A 15,856-nucleotide genomic window follows, 5' to 3' on the forward strand; every position below is an offset into this window, starting at 1 on the left:
TGGAGGACACATGGCCGCCACGCAGCGCCGGGGCCGCAGGATCATGATGACGCCGGACGAACTCGACGCGTTCCTCGCCACGGAGCGCACGTGCCGGGTGGCGACCGTGTCCCAGGACGGTGCCCCGCACGCCAGCCCGCTCTGGTTCGCCTGGGACGGCACATCGCTGTGGCTGTACTCGATCACCCGCAGCAAGCGCTGGGCCGACCTGCGCAAGGATCCGCGGATCGCCGTGGTGGTCGACGCCGGGGAGGAGTACGGCGAGCTGCGCGGTGTGGAGCTGTCGGGCACGGTGGACTTCGTCGGCGAGTGCCCGCGCAAGGGTGATCCGCGCCCTGAACTCGTCGCTCCGGAGCGGCTGTTCGCGCAGAAGATCTTCGGCATGTCCGAGATGCCGCACGACGGCCGCCACGCCTGGGCACGTCTGACACCGGATGCCGTGGCTTCGTGGGACTTCCGCAAGCTGGCCCCAGCCGGCCGGTCAGGAACCCACTAACCCAAGGAAGCTACCCAGTCCCCCTACCGAAGCCCGGCCCCCGCCGCCCTCAGCGCCTCCGCCGCCGCTCTGATCGACGGGCGGCGGTCCGCGTCCGCCCGCCACACCACGTACACATGCCGCCGCACCCGCTGCCGCACCGGGACCGCGCGCACCCCCGTCGGCATCGGGTCGCGGCCCAACTGCGGGGCCACGCACACCCCCAGACCAGCGGCGACCAGCGCAAGCTGCGTGTGGTGCTCCTCGGCGCGGTGCGCGATGCGCGGCTCGACGCCCTTGCCGCGCAGCGTGAACATCAGCCATTCATGGCAGAACTCGCCCTCCGCCCAGGTGATCCACTCGTCGTCCGCGAACTCCTCCAGGTCCACTTCGGTGCGGTCCGCCAGGGGATGCGCCGCGGGCATCGCGATGTCGGCCGGGTCGTCGAGAAGGGGCACCTTGACCAGGCCGTCCGGGACGGGCAACGGTTTGTTGTACCAGTCGAGGACGACCGCCATGTCGATGTCGCCGCGCACCACGGCCGCGACAGCCGGCGTCGGCTCCATCTCCTGGCAGGCCACCCGCAGGCCGGGGTGGTCGGTGCGGAGCGCGGACAGGGTGGCGGGCAGCAGGCCGCGCATGGCCGTGGGGAACGCGGAGATCCGCAGCTCACCGACGGCCTTGCCGCGCTGTTCCTCCAGGTCGGCCTGGGCGAGCTCGACCTGCGAGAGGATCCGCGCGGCGTGCTCGGCGAGCAGCCGCCCCGCGTCGGTCAGGCGCACACCCCTGCCGTTCTTGGCGAGGAGCTGCTGGCCCACCTCGCGCTCCAGCTTCGTCATCTGCTGCGAGACCGCCGACGTCGTGACGTGCAGACCCGCGGCCGCTCCGCTGACGGAGCCGTGCCGGGCGAGGGCATCGAGCGTACGCAGCCGCTCCAGGTTCAACATGTAAGCGATGCTACGCGATACAGCGCACGAAATCTCGCTTGTGCTACGAGATTGTCGAGTCCATCGTGAGACGCATGAGCACCGCGCCCCCGCCGCCCCGGTCAGCCACCGCCGCCTCCACCCCGGCAGTCACTATCGCCTCCACCCCAACAGTCGCCGTCCCCTCCGCCCCAGCAGTCACTCCCGTCACACCGGCGCGCGCCACCCTCGACTGGCGCATCCGCTTCGGCGTCCTCTCGCTCATCTGGGGCTTCAGCTTTCTCCTGATCAAGGTGGGCACGGACGGGTACGCCCCGTTCCAAGTGACCCTGGGGAGGCTGGCATTCGGCACGGCCGTGGTCGCCGCCGTGCTCGTGGTGAAGCGGGAGCGACTGCCGCGCGGGGCGCGGACCTGGCTGCACCTGACGGTGGCGGCCTTCCTGCTCAACGCCCTGCCGTTCTCCCTCTTCGCGTACGCGGAGCTGACGATCCCGTCGACCCTCGCGGGCACCTGCAACGCGACGTCACCGCTGTGGGGCATGGCCCTCTCGCTGGTCGCGCTCTCCGAGGACAGGCCGACCCGGCGCCGGGTCGCGGGCCTCGGCATCGGCTTCTTCGGTGTGCTCACCGTGCTCGGCGCGTGGCAGGGCTTCAGCGGACTCGACCTCGGCGGCACCGTGATGGCGCTGCTCGCCTCGCTCAGTTACCCGATCGGCTGGATCTACGTACGTCGCACGCTGGCCGGGTCCGGGCACTCGAACCTCTCCCTCTCCGGCGCCCAGCTGCTCGTCGCGACGGGCGAACTGGCCATCGTGACGCCCCTGTTCACCTCGCTGCCGACCCACTTCCCCGTCGTACCGCTGCTCGCCGTCGTGGCACTCGGCGCCCTCGGCACCGGCGTCGCGTTCCTGCTGCAGTACGCGCTGGTCGCCGAGGTCGGCCCGACGACCGCCCAGATGGTCACGTACTTCATCCCGGTCATCGCGACCGCCGCCGGTGTCGCCGTGCTCGGCGAGTCCCTGAGCTGGTCGACGCCGGTCGGCGCGGTGATCGTCCTGGCGGGCGCCGCGCTCACCCAGTCCCGGCCGCGCCCGCGATCCAGGCCGCGCCCGCGGCCCAGGCCAGGCACGCGGTCCCGGCCGGGCACGAAGGCGGCCGCCGAAGTGCGTCCGCCCCGTCAGTCGTAACGCCGCGCGGGAGCGGGCCCGGTGGCGGCGGCGACGGCGTCCGCCACCGCCACGATGTCCTCGTCGTCGAGCGCCGCCACGGTGATCCGCACCGCCGGCGGCGTGTTCAGCCGGAACCGCGCCCCCGGAGCCACGGCCCACCCCGCGTGCAGCAGCCGCGCGACCGCCCCGGTCTCGTCGGGCACCGGCACCCACGCGTTCATGCCGCTGCGCCCGTACGCGGCCACGCCCCGCTCGGCGAGCGCCGCGATGAGCGCCTCCCGACGCCGATCGTAGGACGCCGCCACCGTACGCGGGTCGACCGCGCCCTCGGCCCAGAGCTGGGCCACGGCGCGCTGCAGCAGCCGGCTCACCCAGCCGGGACCGAGCCGCTGGCGCCCCTGCACCCGGTCCACGGTCACGGGGTCGCCGGTGAGCACGGCGAGCCGCAGATCGGGCCCGTACGCCTTCGCGGTGGAGCGAGTGAGGGCCCAGCTGCGGGTCGCCCCGGCCAGCGGGTGCAGCGGCAGGTCGACGATGCCGTGGCCGTGGTCGTCCTCGATGAGCAGCACGTCCTGGTGCGCGGCGAACACGTCCCGCAGGGCACGCGCGCGTGGGGCGGTGACAGCGGCACCCGTGGGATTCTGCGCACGGTCCGTCACGATGGCCGCCCGCGCGCCGGACGCCAGCGCCCGTTCCATGTCGGCGGGCAGCGGACCCTCGTCGTCCACGCCCACCGGGACCGCGCGCAGCCCGAGGGCGGAGACGAGATCCAGCGAGCTCCCCCAGCCCGGGTCCTCCACGGCGACCCCGTCGCCGGGCTTGAGGTGGGCGGCGAGCACGCGCTCGATGGCGTCGAGCGATCCGGAGGTGACGGCGAGCGGGCCATGGGGCACGCCGTCGGCGTCGAAGGCCACGCGCGCGTGCCGTTCGAGTTCCGGGTCCACCGCACCCTCTCCGTAGAGGACGGGTTGCTCGTCGCTCTGTGCGGCGGCCGCCGTGAACGCCTCGGACAGGTCGGGCAGCAGCCTCGGGTCGGGGTTGCCCATGGAGACGTTGCGCACCCCTGGCGGCGCGTCCACGCGCAGCAGTTCGCGTGCGGTGGTGGCGGGCTTCGAACGGACACGACTCCCGCGCCGCCCCGCCGTCTCGATGACGCCCCGTTCGCGCAGCGTGCGATAGGCGGCCGCGACGGTATTGGGATTCACCCCGAGGCGGGTCGCCAACTCCCGCATGGGTGGCAGCAGTTGCCCCGGTTCGAGGCCGCCGTCACCCACGGCGCGCTCCACGCTGGCCGCGATCTCAGCTGCGCGCCGACCTTCGATCCGATACTCTCCTAGCACAAAGCAGATTATGCACTAGTGCAATAGCTATGGCAAGTCGCGAACACAGCATCAGCACCGCACAGCGCAACAGAGCAGGGAGAACCATGCAGACGAAGCCGAGCACCACCGACACCCCTTCGCCGGGCGGCGCCGCCTACACACCGACCGACCGCACGATCCCCACCCGCTCACGGGAGCGCGCTTCGTACGACCACGAGTCGGTGCACGCGATACTCGACGAGGCCTACGTCTGCCATCTCGGATTCGTCCGCGACGGCGCCCCCGTCGTGCTCCCGACGCTCTACGGAAGGGTGGGCGACCGCCTGTACGTGCACGGCTCGACCGGGTCCCGGCCGCTGCGCATGGCGAGCGCGTCCGCCACGGAGCAGGACCGACAGGACGAGCAGGACCCGGGCCTGCCGGTGTGTCTGACGGTCACCCACGTCGACGGCCTGGTGCTGGCCCGCTCGGCCTTCCACCACTCGATCAACTACCGCTCCGTCGTGGTCCACGGCACGGCCCACCAGGTCACGGACCCGGAGGAGAAGCGGCTCGCGCTGGACGCGCTCGTCGACCACGTCGTGCCGGGCCGGGCGGCCGACTCCCGCCCCGCCAACGCCAAGGAGCTCGCGGCGACCGCCGTGCTCCGCCTCGACCTGAACGAGGTGTCGGCGAAGGCGCGCACCGGCGGCCCGAACGACGAGCCGGAGGACATGGACCTCCCGTACTGGAGCGGCGTGGTCCCGCTCCGCAAGGGCCACGACGCCCTGATCCCCGCCGACGACCTCGCACCGGGCATCGAGGTCCCGGATTACCTGGCGAAGCTGTGATGCTGCTCCACCCCTGGGCCGCCGCCGGAGCACGGCGGCCCGACCGGCTTCTACGCCGCCGTCGCCGCGTGGCCTGATCCGGTGCGAGACCGGATCAGGCCGGACGGACGGGCTAGGCACGAGGGGCGAACTCGGCACGAGGGGCCGGGGTGGGCGCCTCACGGAACCAGGTCTCACCGCAAGGCGCCCACCCCACCCCCCTACACCGGCGCCACCGGCGCCACTTCGCGCCGCCCCGCCACCACGCCCCGCGCCTCCGTGACCGCTAGGCCCGTCACCGCGGCCAGCATCAGCGCCGTGCCCAGCACGGTCGCCACCGTCAGCGCCTCGCCGAGGAGTGCGACGGCGATGATCGCGGCGCCCACCGGTTCGAGCAGCATGATCACGGAGACGGTGGCGGATCGTACGACGGCCGCCCCCGCGAAGTACAGCGCGTAGGCGACGGCTGTCGGCACGGCGGCGATGTACAGAAGGCACAGGCCCACGCGCACGGGGTCGGCGGTGTGCGGCACAAGGCCCTCGACCGCGGCGAGCGGCAGCAGACAGATCGAGACGACGGCGAACGCCCACACCGTGGTGTCGGCCGAGTCGGCGCCGCCGTCCCTGCCCCACCAGCGCGTGAGGAGCGTCATGGCGGCGTACGCGGCCGCGGAGACGAGCCCCCAGACGACCCCCGAGGGCCGCACGGTCGCGCCACCGCCGCCGTCACCGCCGAGGACCAGCACGGCGAGGCCCCCGAGGGCACCCACGACGGCCACGACACCGCCGCGTCCGAGCCGCTCGTTCAGGGTCAGCCGTGCGCCGAGCGCGATGAGGACGGGCCCCGACCCCATGGTGACGACGGTGCCGACCGCTAGGCCGGTCGCCTCGACGGAGGCGAAGTAGGCGGTCTGGAACACCGCGAGGGCCACGCCCGTCACGACGATCCTGCGCAGACGACGCACTCGGTGCGCCCGGGGCGCCCGGGGCGCCCGACGGCTCAGTGGCTCGGCGGCCGTCTCGCACACCCTGGCGCGGCGCGGCCGCAGCAGACGCGCGGCGAACAGCAGCACGAAGCCGCCCACGCACCGCCAGAAGGAAAGGCTGACCGGGCCCATGTCACTGGCATCGAAGACCAGCGCGGCGGCGGCACCCGCGGTGCCCCACGCCGTTCCGGCGATGATCAGATAGAAGAGGCCTCGTCCGACGGACAGGCGCCGGACGGTGGAGGGGACAGTGGGGACAGCGGCGTCCGAGAGTACGGGCGCGCTGGACGTGCTCGACATGTTCGACACGTGAGTTCTCCGCAGCAGAGAGGGATGACTGACTCCGTCTGCGGGCAGCACCGTTCCGCCCGGCCACTGGCTCGGGCGTGTTCCGTCAGTGCCCCGCGTTAAGCGGCGGGGGGCGGAAGAACGAGTGCGCGTGAATACATGATCAGCACCTTAGGACCGGCTCCCGCTGTGCGACAACTCCGTTTCGGATGCCGGGATCTCCCCTGGTACGACGGCGGTCTCGGCCGGTGCGGAGGACTGGGCGATGAACGCGCCCACGAGCACGATCGCGCCACCGACGACCTGCGGCGCCGAGAGGTGCTCACCCAGGACGACCCAGGCCAGGGCGGTCGCGATGACCGCTTCGAGGCAGGCCACGACGCCCGCCACCTGGGGCGAGAGCCTGCGCACGGACAGGACGCCGGTGACGTAGGCGACGACCGTCGCGATGAGCACGATCCAGGCGAGCAGCGCCCAGGCCGGCACGGCCGAGCCGTCCAGGTCCGCGTCGCCCGCGAGCACCGACCAGTCCATGCCCCACGGCCGCGCGACGACGGTCAGCACCGCGGTGCCGACGAGCAGGCCGTACGCGATGACGCCGAGCGGGTCCGGGGCGTCGTCGCCCGCGTCGCTGCCCTGGTCGGACAGGACGAAGTAGCCGACCTGGCAGCAGGCGGCGCCGAGCGCGAGCAGGAGGCCGACGGCGTCGAAGCTCAGCCCCGCCCACACCTCGACGACGCAGGCGAGCCCGCCGACGGCGAGCACCACACCGAGCGCGGCGGCCCGCGTCACCGGGCGCCGCTGCACGAAGCGCACCCAGCCGAGCACGAGCGCCGGCGCGAGGTACTCGATCAGCAGCGCGACCCCCACGGGAATGCGGGAGAGCGCGGCGAAGTAGCAGGCCTGGACGCCCGCGACGGCGAGGAGACCGAACCCGGCGAGCAGCGCGGGCCTGCTCCGCACCAGTCCGCGGTGGCGCCAGGCGACGGGCAGCATCACGAGGGCGGCGCCCGCCACCCGCAGCCACACCACGTGCAGCGGGTCGAGCCCCGCTTCGATCAGCGGTTTCGCCGCGACGCCGGAGCCACCGAAGGCGACCGCGGAGATCAGGGCGAGACTCAGCCCGAGGCCCCTGCCGCCACTCTTTGCATGGCTTCCTCGGGAGCCATGGCCTTCCTCTTGAATACCGTCAGACGCTCGCACCGGCACATCATGGCAGCCGACGTCAGGAGCGTCATCCCTTTAGACCCCTGTCTCAATCGGCGGACGCCATGCCGCTTGTGCCGTCAGCGATCAGAGGCCCGGCCTCCGGAGTACCCATGGCCCGCGCCATACCCCTGGCCGCCGGACGCGTACTGCCTGCATCCCGCCTCGATACGCCGCAGCAGTACCGGGACGTCGACGTGCGCTCGTCCGAGGACCTCGACGGCCCGGCAGTCCGGGTCGGCGACGAGCCCCGCGAGCAGGTCGACGCCGAGGGCCCGTTCCTCCCCGCGCAGCGCGGCACGTTCCAGCGCCGTGTCCATCGCGCTGGTGGCGGCCGGCGACCAGCCGGTCTCCTTCCCCTGCGTCACCACGGGCACGGCACCGGAGTCCTCGACGGTGCCCTGCCACTGGAGGCCGTAGCCGATGCTGCGCTGCACGAGATAGCCGAGCACCCGCACGGCCTGCGCGCCGCTCTCGAAGACGGAGCGCACCTCGGGGTCGGTCTCCAGGAGGGAGTGCAGCAGGTGCGCGGTGTCTATCTGCCGATCCCCGTCACGGACGGCGCGTCGGCGCGCGCCGGCCACCACCGACGCCAGTTCCGCGCTGAGTCCGGAGTCGAGTTCTGCTCGGGTCGGGCCGGGCTCGGCGCCCGGCGGGGTACGGCTTTGCACATCTCCCACCACATCAACCCCCAGGGGCATATGCATCGGCGGCGGGAAGCATCTTGGCGTCCGACACAGGGTGGGCACGCATGCGACGGTTGTCCTCCTTACGGATGAGATCGGCCCGACCCGCGCGGCGGCGCGCGCGCCGCTTTGCTCCGTGCGGAGCGCGCAACCATGGCGAGGCTTCACACGTCCAACAATCATGGAGAGCAGGAGCTGGATGGTCGCCCTGCCTGCTGTCGACGGCAGGCAGTACGTCTATCGGGTGTACGCACCCGACGATGCGCTGCCCGCCGACCTGTTCTGGGAGGCCTGGCACTGCCACGACGAGAGCCCGTACCCGAGGGCCTCGGATCTTTTCGACGCGGCGGAGATACGACTGGTGGGCTGAGCCGGTGACGTCTCCGTACCGCTGCACCCGGACACGCGTCCGCCGGCCTCAGCGCCCCGCCGCGCGGGTCCCGATGACGACCGTGGCGTACATCGTCTCGTCGCTGACCACGCGAGCCACGAGACCGGCCCGCTCGACGGCGTCGACAGCGGCGGCCACCTGACCCTCGCTCGTCTCGAAGAGCAGGTGCCCGCCGGGCGCCAGCCAAGCGGGCGCCGCCTCGGTCACCCGGCGCAGCACGTCGAGCCCGTCCGCGCCGCCGTCGAGCGCCACCCGCGCCTCGTGGACGCGGGCCTCGGCGGGCAGCAGACCGACCTCTTCGGTGGGCACGTAAGGGACGTTGGCGAGCAGGATGCCGACGCGGCCGCGGAGCGCGCCGGGCAGCGGGTCGTAGAGGTCGCCTTCGTAGACCTCGCCTCCGGCTGCCGCGACATTGCGGCGGGCGCAGCGGACCGCGGCCGGGTCGATGTCGGCGGCGTGCAGTTCCACCCGGTCGAGGCCCGCGGCGAGCGCGGCGCCGAGCGCCCCCGAGCCGCAGCACAGATCGACGACGACGGCTTCGCGCCCGGCGAGCGCGGCGGCCTGTCCGACGAGGAACTCGGTACGGCGGCGCGGCACGAAGACCCCCGGGTCCACGGCGACGCGCAGACCGCGGAACTCGGCCCAGCCCACCACGTGTTCGAGAGGCAGACCGCCCGCACGACGCTCGACCATGTCGGTCACCTCGGCCGGGGTGCGCGCAGTGGAGAGAATCAACTCCGCCTCGTCCTCGGCGAAGACGCACCCCGCGGCGCGCAGGGCATCGACAACGGAGGAACGGTGTGCGGAGGAGCAGTCCACGGAGGAACGGTGCGATGCGGAGAAAGCTGAAATCGACATACTGCTGAAAACCTTTCGGGATCCCGATGGGGCTCCCTCGGGTCACCTATGCCGGGTGAACCGCGCGGTCGCGAAGGGGGAGCACCCGACCTGTCACTGCGGTAATGGGTCTCACCTCCAAAGCGCGCTGCCTGCGTCTGTCACAGGGCAGGGGAACAGTACCCCACTCCCCCGACGGGCCACACCCGGCAGTCTGACAGTTCATCAGTATTGAATGTTCCAGACCCTCCGGCTACGTTCCGCGACACCGCAGCTGCGGCCGTCGCAGCGCCCCACGGGAAGAGGTGGCCGCATGGCCGAAGTCAGCGCGGAAACAAGGATGGAGGCGCCCGCCGAAAAGGTCTGGGCCCGGCTCACCGACTTCTCCTCGTACGGCGAATGGAACACCACGCACACGAGCTTCCCGCAGGGCGGTCCCACCACCCTGGAGGTGGGCAGCACCTTCGTGGAGAACATGAAGCTGATGGGCTTCCCCGCCGAGGTCGACTGGACCGTCGAAGAGCTGGAGACCGCCCGCGTCCTGGCCATCGCGGGCAAGGGCCCGATGGGCGTCAACGTACGCACCCGCTACTCCCTCTCGCCGGACGGACCCGCGACGGTGGTCCGCATCGAAGGGGAGTTCACCGGTGCCGCCGTGTCCCTGATGGCGGGAAAGCTGAAGGACTCGGCGACTGCCGCGCTCAACGAGTCCCTGCGCAAGCTGGCCGGCCTCGTGACCTGAGGCCAACGCGCACCCGCGCCCGTGGAATGAACGAGGCGCCCCACACCATCCGCGCGGGGCGCCTCATCTGTGATGGGAGGAGCCATCGGCCCCGACCACCTCAGTCCTCATCGGCGAGGATCAGATACATCTTCTTGCGGGCGTCGTTGATGACCGTGAGCGCCTTGTCGCGCTGCTCCTTGCTGCCGGTCTTCCAGACCTGGCCGAACGCCTCCATCAGACCGAACCCGGCCTGCCGGACCTCGTTCAGCGTCTCCCAGTCGACCCCGCGCCCGGCCTCTTCCCAAGGCGCCTCGGGACCCTCCGCGGCGGCCTCGCGGCCGTCGTCGGTGAGCGAGAAGAGCTTCTTACCGCCCTCGCTCGCACTGCTGATCAGACCCTCGTCCTCCAGCAGCTGCAGGGTCGGGTAGACCGAACCGGGGCTGGGCTTCCACGCCCCGCCGCTGCGCTCGGCGATCTCCTGGATCATCTCGTAGCCGTGCATGGGGCGGTCCTTCAGGAGGGCCAGGATCGACGCGCGTACGTCGCCACGCCGCGCCCTGCCCCGCGGGCCACCACGGCCGCCCCGGCCACCGCCCCAGGGGCCGCCGGGCCCACCGGGCCCGCCGAATCCGGGACCGAACGGACCGAACGCGCCGCGCCGCCCTTCGAACTCCCCGGGCCCCCCGAACCCGCCGAATCCACCGCGACCGAAGCCCTGACGACCCTCGGGCCCGCCGTGGCGGCCGTGTCCATGACCGCGGCCGTGCTCGTGTTCAAAACCATGGGAACGCATGGTGATCACTCCTTGCTGCATCGATTGCTTGTTGATCAATCGCGAACCTGTCGCGATGCCTCAACGATATATCGGAAGCGATCGCTCGGCAACCCCTATGTGAACCTGCGGCTGGTGACCTGTCGCAGTGAAGGTTGATGTGATCTCAAGCAAGCTGCACTGATTCGCTGGCCCGTCTCCGTTGATCTGGTCCGGCTCCGCCGTCGGGTTTGCCGCGTCCAGGGGCGAGGCGGCCACTGCCCCGGACGCGCCGGCGATCCATGCGCAGTGGCGATGGTGGCTGTCACATTCGCGGGCACAGCGGTGTCTTCATGCCAAACAGGCAAACGTCCAAGGAGAACACCATGGCGCTACGCATCCCGAAGGCCGAGCTCCCCGCCGGGCTCCGCGAAAACCTGATCAAGCAACTCGGTTCCGTGCCCGAGCCCAACGAGGTGCTGTGGAACAACCCCAAGCTCGCCGAGGACAACCAGGAGTTCGCAGCCAAGGTGGCCACCTGGGACGCGGCCGACGCGAGCCTCAAGACGTTCGCGCACATGGCCGTCGCGGCACAGGTGGGCTGCAGCTGGTGCCTCGACATCAACTACTTCGCGGCGCTGAACCAGAACCTGGACCTGGCCAAGGCGAGCCAGGTGCCGCGCTGGCGGGAGTCGGAGGTGTTCACGCCGTTGGAGCGGGAGGTGATGGAGTACGCCGAGGCCATGACGAACACGCCGACGACCGTCACCGATGAGCTGTCGGGGAGTCTGCTCGGCAGGCTCGGCCCGGCGGCGCTGGTCGAACTCACCGTGTTCATCGGCTTCGCCAACCTGGCTGCCAGGTGCAACACGGCGCATGGGATCACCTCGCAGGGCTACTCCGATGCCTGCGAGATCCCGCTGGCCGGGCGTCCTCAGACGTCCGGCGTAGCGTCGGCATCATGACCGAGGACCCGTTCGTCACCCATCGCAGCCTGCTGTTCACGGTCGCCTACGAGATGCTCGGTTCCGCGGCCGACGCGGAGGACGTGCTGCAGGAGTCCTGGCTGCGGTGGGCCGGCGTCGACCCGTCGCGGGTGAGCGACGCGCGGGCGTACCTCGTCAGGACCGTCACGCGGCAGGCGCTCAACCGGCTGCGGACGTTGGCGCGCAGCCGCGAGGACTATGTCGGCGAGTGGCTGCCGGACCCGCTGCTGACCACCCCAGATGTCGCCGAGGACGTAGAGCTCGCGGAGAGCGTCTCGATCGCGATGCTGACCGTCCTGGAAACGCTCGGGCCCACCGAGCGGGCGGTGTTCGTGCTCCGCGAGGTCTTCGAGCTGCCGTACGGCGAGATCGCCGAGGCCATCGGGAAGTCCGCGGCCGCGGTGCGGCAGATCGCGCGGCGAGCGCGCGAGCATGTGGCGGCCCGCCAGCCGCGGGTGCGGGTGAGCCGGTCGGAGCAACAGGCCGTGGTGGAGCGGTTCCTGCTCGCGTTGCGTACCGGGCAGTTGCAGGAGCTTGTGGAGGTCATGGCGCCGGACGTGGTCCTGATCGCCGATGGTGGCGGGCTTGCGGCCGCCGCTCTTGCTCCGGTCCACGGGGTCGAGCTCGTGGCGAAGGTGCTCGCGCGCACGAACCGGGCGGAAGCGACCCCGCTCGCGACGACGGCCGTGTGGCTCAACGGGGCACCTGCGGGCCGGATCGAGATCGACGGCGAGCTGGCCACGGCGGTGAGTCTCGTGGTGGAGAACGGGCAGATCACCCGGGTCTACTTGGTGAGAAACCCGCGGAAGCTGACGAGACTGGACGAACCGGTTGAACTCACCAGGTAAGCCAACTACCGCTCTGGCGTGGTGAGTGTTCCGGGCGAAACCGCCCGGAACACTCACCGCCACAAACCGGGCCGAACCCGACGGCGGCCAGGACCGAGGATCCAGGGCGGAGGCGGGATGGGCCCACGATCCGACATAGATGTTCCCTGACCCTCGAAAGGCCCTGCCGCCTGAGATGCGTGAGACCCCGCCGGGCCAGGTCAGACCGGACGCACGAGTCCTGACGGACCAGATCATCCGAGACGCCAGCCGAGTCGGCTCAGATCACGTGAGCCGGAAGCACGTGTCCCGTCTTGAATGATCTGGCTCGGCTCCGCGGTGCCGAGGCCGGCGGGCCGTCAGAGGAGACTGGTGTCGCCGCGGGAGCAGGCGGTCGCTGTCTGGGGCTCTCGGCGGCAGCACGGGGGCGGGCAGCGACCCTTCGCTCACGACGGGACGGCCGCGCCGCCCGGTCGGCGCTCTCGCCATCGGGGCCTTGGCTGGCGCGGGCCAGGAGATCGGCGACCGCCTGGGCGATCTGCATCCCACCGGGGTCCTTCTCTCCGCGTTGCCGCAGGTCTGTTCGTGCGGACGATCGGATCGAGCCGAAAGACGTGAGGGCCGAAAGACGTGAGGCGGCCCAGATGGGGCGTCACACGGCGAGGGTGCCGCCGACGAAGGTACGTTCTGGCGGTGACGCCACGAGTTCGACCATGGTGCCGGCGCGGAGGTCTTCGCCGACGACGCGGGTGATCGCGTCGGTGAGCCCGGCGCCGAGGCGGGCGGTGATCTGAGCGGCGTCGGGGCGGTCGAATACGCCGGCGCGGACGCCCAACATCACCGAGGCATTCGTGTCCACGGCCTTGCCACCCTGCGCGAAGCGGCCTGCGGGAATTCCGGCCAGACGGACGCTCACGAGGTCGCGGGCCCATTCGCCATAGACGTCGACGACAGCGTCGGTCAGTGCGGCGACGAGCATGGGCTCGTTCCCGGTCAGCCTGTTCTCTGGAAGGTGGACGGTCAGATGCGGCATAGTCGACCCCGTTCCCTTTGAGTACAAAGCCTTTGGTTTTAAAGGTATCTGGAAGAGGTCGCTGATGTCCACGGAATCGGACGGTCCAGCCGTCAACGAGGCCGTCCGCACCCTGCTGTTGCTCATGCCACGGCTCGTGGGCCGTGCCAAGCGCCTGCCCATACCTCCGGCACTCCAGGGCCTCGACCTGGCACCGCGCCATCTCGCACTGCTGGCCCACCTGGAGTACGACGGCCCCACCAGCGTCAACGAGCTGGCCGCTCGGCTGGAGGTGGCCCCGACGACCGTCAGCCTCATGGTCAGCGAGCTGTCCAGGCCAGGCGTCCTGCAACGCACTGCCGATCCCACCGACCGCCGCCGCCGCATCATCGCCATCGCCCCCGCCTACGCCGCACCGATCGGCGAATGGCTCTCTGGCAGCGCCTCTGCCTGGGAACGCGTCATGCGCGGTCTCGACCCCGCGGAACGCGCCACAGTCATCAACGCCCTGCACGCCTACGAGGCCGCCTTGGAGCAGGCGGGCGACCAGCATCGGGACGCGCAGCTGCGTTAGCCTCACCGTGCCGCCCGCAGCGTCAGGAGGTACGTGGCGGTGAGCGCGACGGCACGGTCCTCGTCGTGTGACAGGTCTCCGAGAGCACGCGACGTCGTGGCGCCCGGGATGTCCGCGAGCGCCTGCGTCAGCCGCCGACGTGCGGCGGGTTCCGTGGCGCCGTGGATCACGCGGTCGACGAGCCCGGTGGCGATCCGGTCCGCCAGTGCGGGATCTCCGGCCAGAACGCTCAGCGCGTCGGCCGCGTCGACGTCACTCACCCCACCGACGTCACTCGCCTCCCCACCAACCTGTGTTTCGCCGACAATCAGGTCGATGAGCGTCGGAATCGCGTCGGCCTCTCCGCGCGCCCCGAGCGCCAGCGCCGCGTACCCGCGGACCACCAGGTCGCGATGGGCGAGGGCGTCCCGCAGCAGTGCGACCGCCGCCTCGCCGTCCCCCAGCGCGGCGATGGCCTGGACAGCGCGCTTGCGCACCGCGGCGTCCGGCGAGTCGAGCCCCTCCGCCAGCAGCGCCAACGCGCCGCCACCCGCACCATCGCCCCCTCCCTCGCCGTCCCCCTCTCCCGCACCCCCACCCGACTGCGCCAAAGCCCACCGCAGGGCCCCCGCGACATTCGGTTCCGCCTCGTTCAGCACCGCCTCGACCAGCGCTTCCACCGGCACCGGCGCCTCCTCGACCGAGGACAGGGCCGCGCGCTGCCGCGCCCCCGCGCTCTTCGACCCCAGCCCCTGGAGCAGAGCGACGATCTGGAGTACGTCCTCCCAGCCCGCGGGCTCCGCGGCACCGATCCGCCGGAGCCGCGTGAGCAGCTCCATCTCACTCGCGATGCGTTCCCTCGTCTGGCGTACGAGGTCGTCGACGAGCTCCGCGGGCGCGAAGCCGGGGTCGTCGAGCGCACGCCCGACCTCACGCAGCGACAGCCCCAGCGACCGCAGGCTCTCGATGTGGAAGATCCGGCGGATGTCGTCCTCGGAGTACTCCCGATAGCCGCCGCCGGTGCGGCCCGTCGGCCGCACCAGACCGAGCGAGTCGTAGTGCCTGAGCATGCGGGCGCTCACCCCGGACCGTCGTGCCACATCACCGATCAACACGGTCTGAAAACTCCTCTCAACACGGCCTAAGACTCCTCCTGACCACCTGTGCCGAGCGCCATGACGCGTTTGGCCTCCTCGATCGCGAACTCGAATCCGGCCTCCGGGTCGCGCAGCAACCGCTCCGTGGCGATCGCGTGCTCCCGTACGCGAGGGTCGGCATCCGTCGCCGTGGCGCGCAGAGTCGGCACGATCACCTCGCCAAGAGCAATCAGCGCCCGACTGAGGCTCAACTGCGTCTCGCGCCCGCCGCGCCCGAGCTGCGTCGCCAGCACGCCGGCCAACTCCTCTTCTTCTCCCTCGGGTACGAGCACGACCGCCGCCCGCCAGGCGCTCCGCGCCACCTCGTCGTCGACGTCGGCCAGCAGCGCCGGGGCGATCGCCGGCCAGGCCCGCCGGTCCGCGATCTTGGACAGCGTGTGCAGCGCCTGACTTCGTGCCTGCGCGCCCTCCGTACGGAGTTCGGCGACGAGCCGGGGAACCGTCAGCTCCGCTGGATGGCGGGTGAGCGCCCACGTGAGCATTTCCCGTACGTAGAACTCGGGCTCGATCGCGCACCGCTCGACGAGCCGCTCGACGAACCGGGGGTCCGGAGCCGTGCCGACCGCCAGCGCCGCCTGCAGCCGCACCGACGGGCTGCCGTTCTCCAGGCCCCGGACAGCTCGCGCCGTGTCCCTAGCCTCTTTGGGCTTCGTGCCCTCTTTGGGCTTCGTGCCCTCTTCCGACATGGTCATGGGGACCACCTCCTGGGCAGCAGTGAAGACCTTGTCACCGTGACAAGGTCAAAGCGAAC

18 protein-coding genes are annotated in these 15,856 nt (G+C 71.4%); 8 read left to right on the forward strand and 10 right to left on the reverse strand.

The window, feature by feature from the left end:
* Positions 1-10 precede the first annotated feature (10 nt).
* Entirely contained in the window at positions 11-496 is a 486-nt protein-coding gene (locus ACZ56E_RS39055) for a pyridoxamine 5'-phosphate oxidase family protein (RefSeq protein WP_471221753.1), read from the forward strand.
* A 23-nt stretch (positions 497-519) separates the two neighbouring features.
* On the opposite strand, the gene ACZ56E_RS39060 is transcribed toward ACZ56E_RS39055, so the two are convergent.
* On the reverse strand, positions 520-1,422 hold the full coding sequence (locus ACZ56E_RS39060) for a LysR family transcriptional regulator (RefSeq protein ID WP_471221754.1): 903 nt from the start codon (positions 1,420-1,422) through the stop codon (positions 520-522).
* Between the two features lie 38 nt (positions 1,423-1,460).
* Between ACZ56E_RS39060 and ACZ56E_RS39065 the strand changes: the two genes are divergently transcribed.
* Complete coding sequence (locus ACZ56E_RS39065; RefSeq protein ID WP_471221755.1) at positions 1,461-2,588, forward strand: DMT family transporter; 1,128 nt, start codon at positions 1,461-1,463, stop codon at positions 2,586-2,588.
* Here the strand turns inward: ACZ56E_RS39065 and ACZ56E_RS39070 are convergent.
* Entirely contained in the window at positions 2,579-3,910 is a 1,332-nt protein-coding gene (locus tag ACZ56E_RS39070) for an aminotransferase class I/II-fold pyridoxal phosphate-dependent enzyme (RefSeq protein ID WP_471221756.1), read from the reverse strand. The genes ACZ56E_RS39065 and ACZ56E_RS39070 overlap by 10 nt on opposite strands.
* Positions 3,911-3,996: 86 nt before the next feature.
* On the opposite strand from ACZ56E_RS39070, the gene ACZ56E_RS39075 reads away from it, so the two are divergent.
* Positions 3,997-4,722, forward strand: coding sequence for a pyridoxamine 5'-phosphate oxidase family protein (locus ACZ56E_RS39075; protein WP_471221757.1), 726 nt, complete (start codon positions 3,997-3,999; stop codon positions 4,720-4,722).
* 200 nt (positions 4,723-4,922) lie between these two features.
* On the opposite strand, the gene ACZ56E_RS39080 is transcribed toward ACZ56E_RS39075, so the two are convergent.
* The 3 genes from ACZ56E_RS39080 to ACZ56E_RS39090 all read right to left on the reverse strand — a co-directional run bounded on the left by ACZ56E_RS39080 (position 4,923) and on the right by ACZ56E_RS39090 (position 7,852).
* Positions 4,923-5,987, reverse strand: a complete 1,065-nt coding sequence (locus tag ACZ56E_RS39080; RefSeq protein ID WP_471221758.1) for a DMT family transporter — start codon at positions 5,985-5,987, stop codon at positions 4,923-4,925.
* Positions 5,988-6,146: 159 nt separating this feature from the next.
* Positions 6,147-7,184, reverse strand: coding sequence for an EamA family transporter (locus ACZ56E_RS39085; protein WP_471221759.1), 1,038 nt, complete (start codon positions 7,182-7,184; stop codon positions 6,147-6,149).
* 77 nt (positions 7,185-7,261) lie between these two features.
* Positions 7,262-7,852, reverse strand: coding sequence for a peptidase (locus ACZ56E_RS39090; protein WP_471221760.1), 591 nt, complete (start codon positions 7,850-7,852; stop codon positions 7,262-7,264).
* Between the two features lie 196 nt (positions 7,853-8,048).
* Here ACZ56E_RS39090 and ACZ56E_RS39095 point away from each other — a divergent pair, with 196 nt between their 5' ends.
* Positions 8,049-8,237, forward strand: a complete 189-nt coding sequence (locus tag ACZ56E_RS39095) for a hypothetical protein (protein WP_468605998.1) — start codon at positions 8,049-8,051, stop codon at positions 8,235-8,237.
* Positions 8,238-8,285: 48 nt separating this feature from the next.
* On the opposite strand, the gene ACZ56E_RS39100 is transcribed toward ACZ56E_RS39095, so the two are convergent.
* Positions 8,286-9,116 carry a putative protein N(5)-glutamine methyltransferase gene (locus tag ACZ56E_RS39100; RefSeq protein ID WP_471221761.1) on the reverse strand — a complete coding sequence of 277 codons (831 nt, stop codon included), beginning with the start codon at positions 9,114-9,116 and terminating at the stop codon, positions 8,286-8,288.
* Positions 9,117-9,408: 292 nt separating this feature from the next.
* On the opposite strand from ACZ56E_RS39100, the gene ACZ56E_RS39105 reads away from it, so the two are divergent.
* On the forward strand, positions 9,409-9,837 hold the full coding sequence (locus tag ACZ56E_RS39105) for a type II toxin-antitoxin system Rv0910 family toxin (RefSeq protein ID WP_471221762.1): 429 nt from the start codon (positions 9,409-9,411) through the stop codon (positions 9,835-9,837).
* A gap of 100 nt (positions 9,838-9,937) precedes the next feature.
* Here ACZ56E_RS39105 and ACZ56E_RS39110 read toward each other — a convergent pair whose 3' ends face one another.
* Positions 9,938-10,612, reverse strand: coding sequence for a PadR family transcriptional regulator (locus tag ACZ56E_RS39110; protein WP_468606004.1), 675 nt, complete (start codon positions 10,610-10,612; stop codon positions 9,938-9,940).
* 344 nt (positions 10,613-10,956) lie between these two features.
* Here ACZ56E_RS39110 and ACZ56E_RS39115 point away from each other — a divergent pair, with 344 nt between their 5' ends.
* On the forward strand, positions 10,957-11,535 hold the full coding sequence (locus ACZ56E_RS39115) for a carboxymuconolactone decarboxylase family protein (RefSeq protein WP_471221763.1): 579 nt from the start codon (positions 10,957-10,959) through the stop codon (positions 11,533-11,535).
* Positions 11,532-12,404: an RNA polymerase sigma-70 factor gene (locus tag ACZ56E_RS39120; RefSeq protein ID WP_471221764.1), complete on the forward strand. Its 873-nt coding sequence runs from the start codon at positions 11,532-11,534 to the stop codon at positions 12,402-12,404. The genes ACZ56E_RS39115 and ACZ56E_RS39120 overlap by 4 nt, the downstream gene beginning before the upstream one ends.
* Before the next feature lie 631 nt (positions 12,405-13,035).
* Here ACZ56E_RS39120 and ACZ56E_RS39125 read toward each other — a convergent pair.
* Entirely contained in the window at positions 13,036-13,416 is a 381-nt protein-coding gene (locus tag ACZ56E_RS39125) for a tautomerase family protein (RefSeq protein WP_471221765.1), read from the reverse strand.
* A gap of 64 nt (positions 13,417-13,480) precedes the next feature.
* On the opposite strand from ACZ56E_RS39125, the gene ACZ56E_RS39130 reads away from it, so the two are divergent.
* Positions 13,481-13,969: a MarR family winged helix-turn-helix transcriptional regulator gene (locus ACZ56E_RS39130; protein WP_471221766.1), complete on the forward strand. Its 489-nt coding sequence runs from the start codon at positions 13,481-13,483 to the stop codon at positions 13,967-13,969.
* 2 nt (positions 13,970-13,971) lie between these two features.
* On the opposite strand, the gene ACZ56E_RS39135 is transcribed toward ACZ56E_RS39130, so the two are convergent.
* Entirely contained in the window at positions 13,972-15,063 is a 1,092-nt protein-coding gene (locus ACZ56E_RS39135) for a MerR family transcriptional regulator (protein ID WP_471221767.1), read from the reverse strand.
* A gap of 26 nt (positions 15,064-15,089) precedes the next feature.
* A complete protein-coding gene (locus tag ACZ56E_RS39140) occupies positions 15,090-15,791 on the reverse strand; it encodes a HEAT repeat domain-containing protein (RefSeq protein ID WP_471221785.1) in 702 nt (233 codons plus the stop codon).
* Positions 15,792-15,856 lie beyond the last annotated feature (65 nt).

It is taken from the genome of Streptomyces sp. NPDC039480 (assembly GCF_055597165.1).

Bases quoted from the DNA above. Each gene is read 5' to 3' on its own strand.
- ACZ56E_RS39095 (WP_468605998.1), top strand. From the start codon at position 8,049: ATGGAGAGCAGGAGCTGGATGGTCGCCCTGCCTGCTGTCGACGGCAGG.
- ACZ56E_RS39130 (WP_471221766.1), top strand. From the start codon at position 13,481: ATGTCCACGGAATCGGACGGTCCAGCCGTCAACGAGGCCGTCCGCACC.
- ACZ56E_RS39100 (WP_471221761.1), bottom strand. From the start codon at position 9,116: ATGTCGATTTCAGCTTTCTCCGCATCGCACCGTTCCTCCGTGGACTGC.
- ACZ56E_RS39055 (WP_471221753.1), top strand. From the start codon at position 11: ATGGCCGCCACGCAGCGCCGGGGCCGCAGGATCATGATGACGCCGGAC.
- ACZ56E_RS39075 (WP_471221757.1), top strand. From the start codon at position 3,997: ATGCAGACGAAGCCGAGCACCACCGACACCCCTTCGCCGGGCGGCGCC.
- ACZ56E_RS39080 (WP_471221758.1), bottom strand. From the start codon at position 5,987: ATGTCGAGCACGTCCAGCGCGCCCGTACTCTCGGACGCCGCTGTCCCC.
- ACZ56E_RS39120 (WP_471221764.1), top strand. From the start codon at position 11,532: ATGACCGAGGACCCGTTCGTCACCCATCGCAGCCTGCTGTTCACGGTC.
- ACZ56E_RS39060 (WP_471221754.1), bottom strand. From the start codon at position 1,422: ATGTTGAACCTGGAGCGGCTGCGTACGCTCGATGCCCTCGCCCGGCAC.
- ACZ56E_RS39140 (WP_471221785.1), bottom strand. From the start codon at position 15,791: ATGTCGGAAGAGGGCACGAAGCCCAAAGAGGGCACGAAGCCCAAAGAG.
- ACZ56E_RS39125 (WP_471221765.1), bottom strand. From the start codon at position 13,416: ATGCCGCATCTGACCGTCCACCTTCCAGAGAACAGGCTGACCGGGAAC.
- ACZ56E_RS39110 (WP_468606004.1), bottom strand. From the start codon at position 10,612: ATGCGTTCCCATGGTTTTGAACACGAGCACGGCCGCGGTCATGGACAC.
- ACZ56E_RS39115 (WP_471221763.1), top strand. From the start codon at position 10,957: ATGGCGCTACGCATCCCGAAGGCCGAGCTCCCCGCCGGGCTCCGCGAA.
- ACZ56E_RS39105 (WP_471221762.1), top strand. From the start codon at position 9,409: ATGGCCGAAGTCAGCGCGGAAACAAGGATGGAGGCGCCCGCCGAAAAG.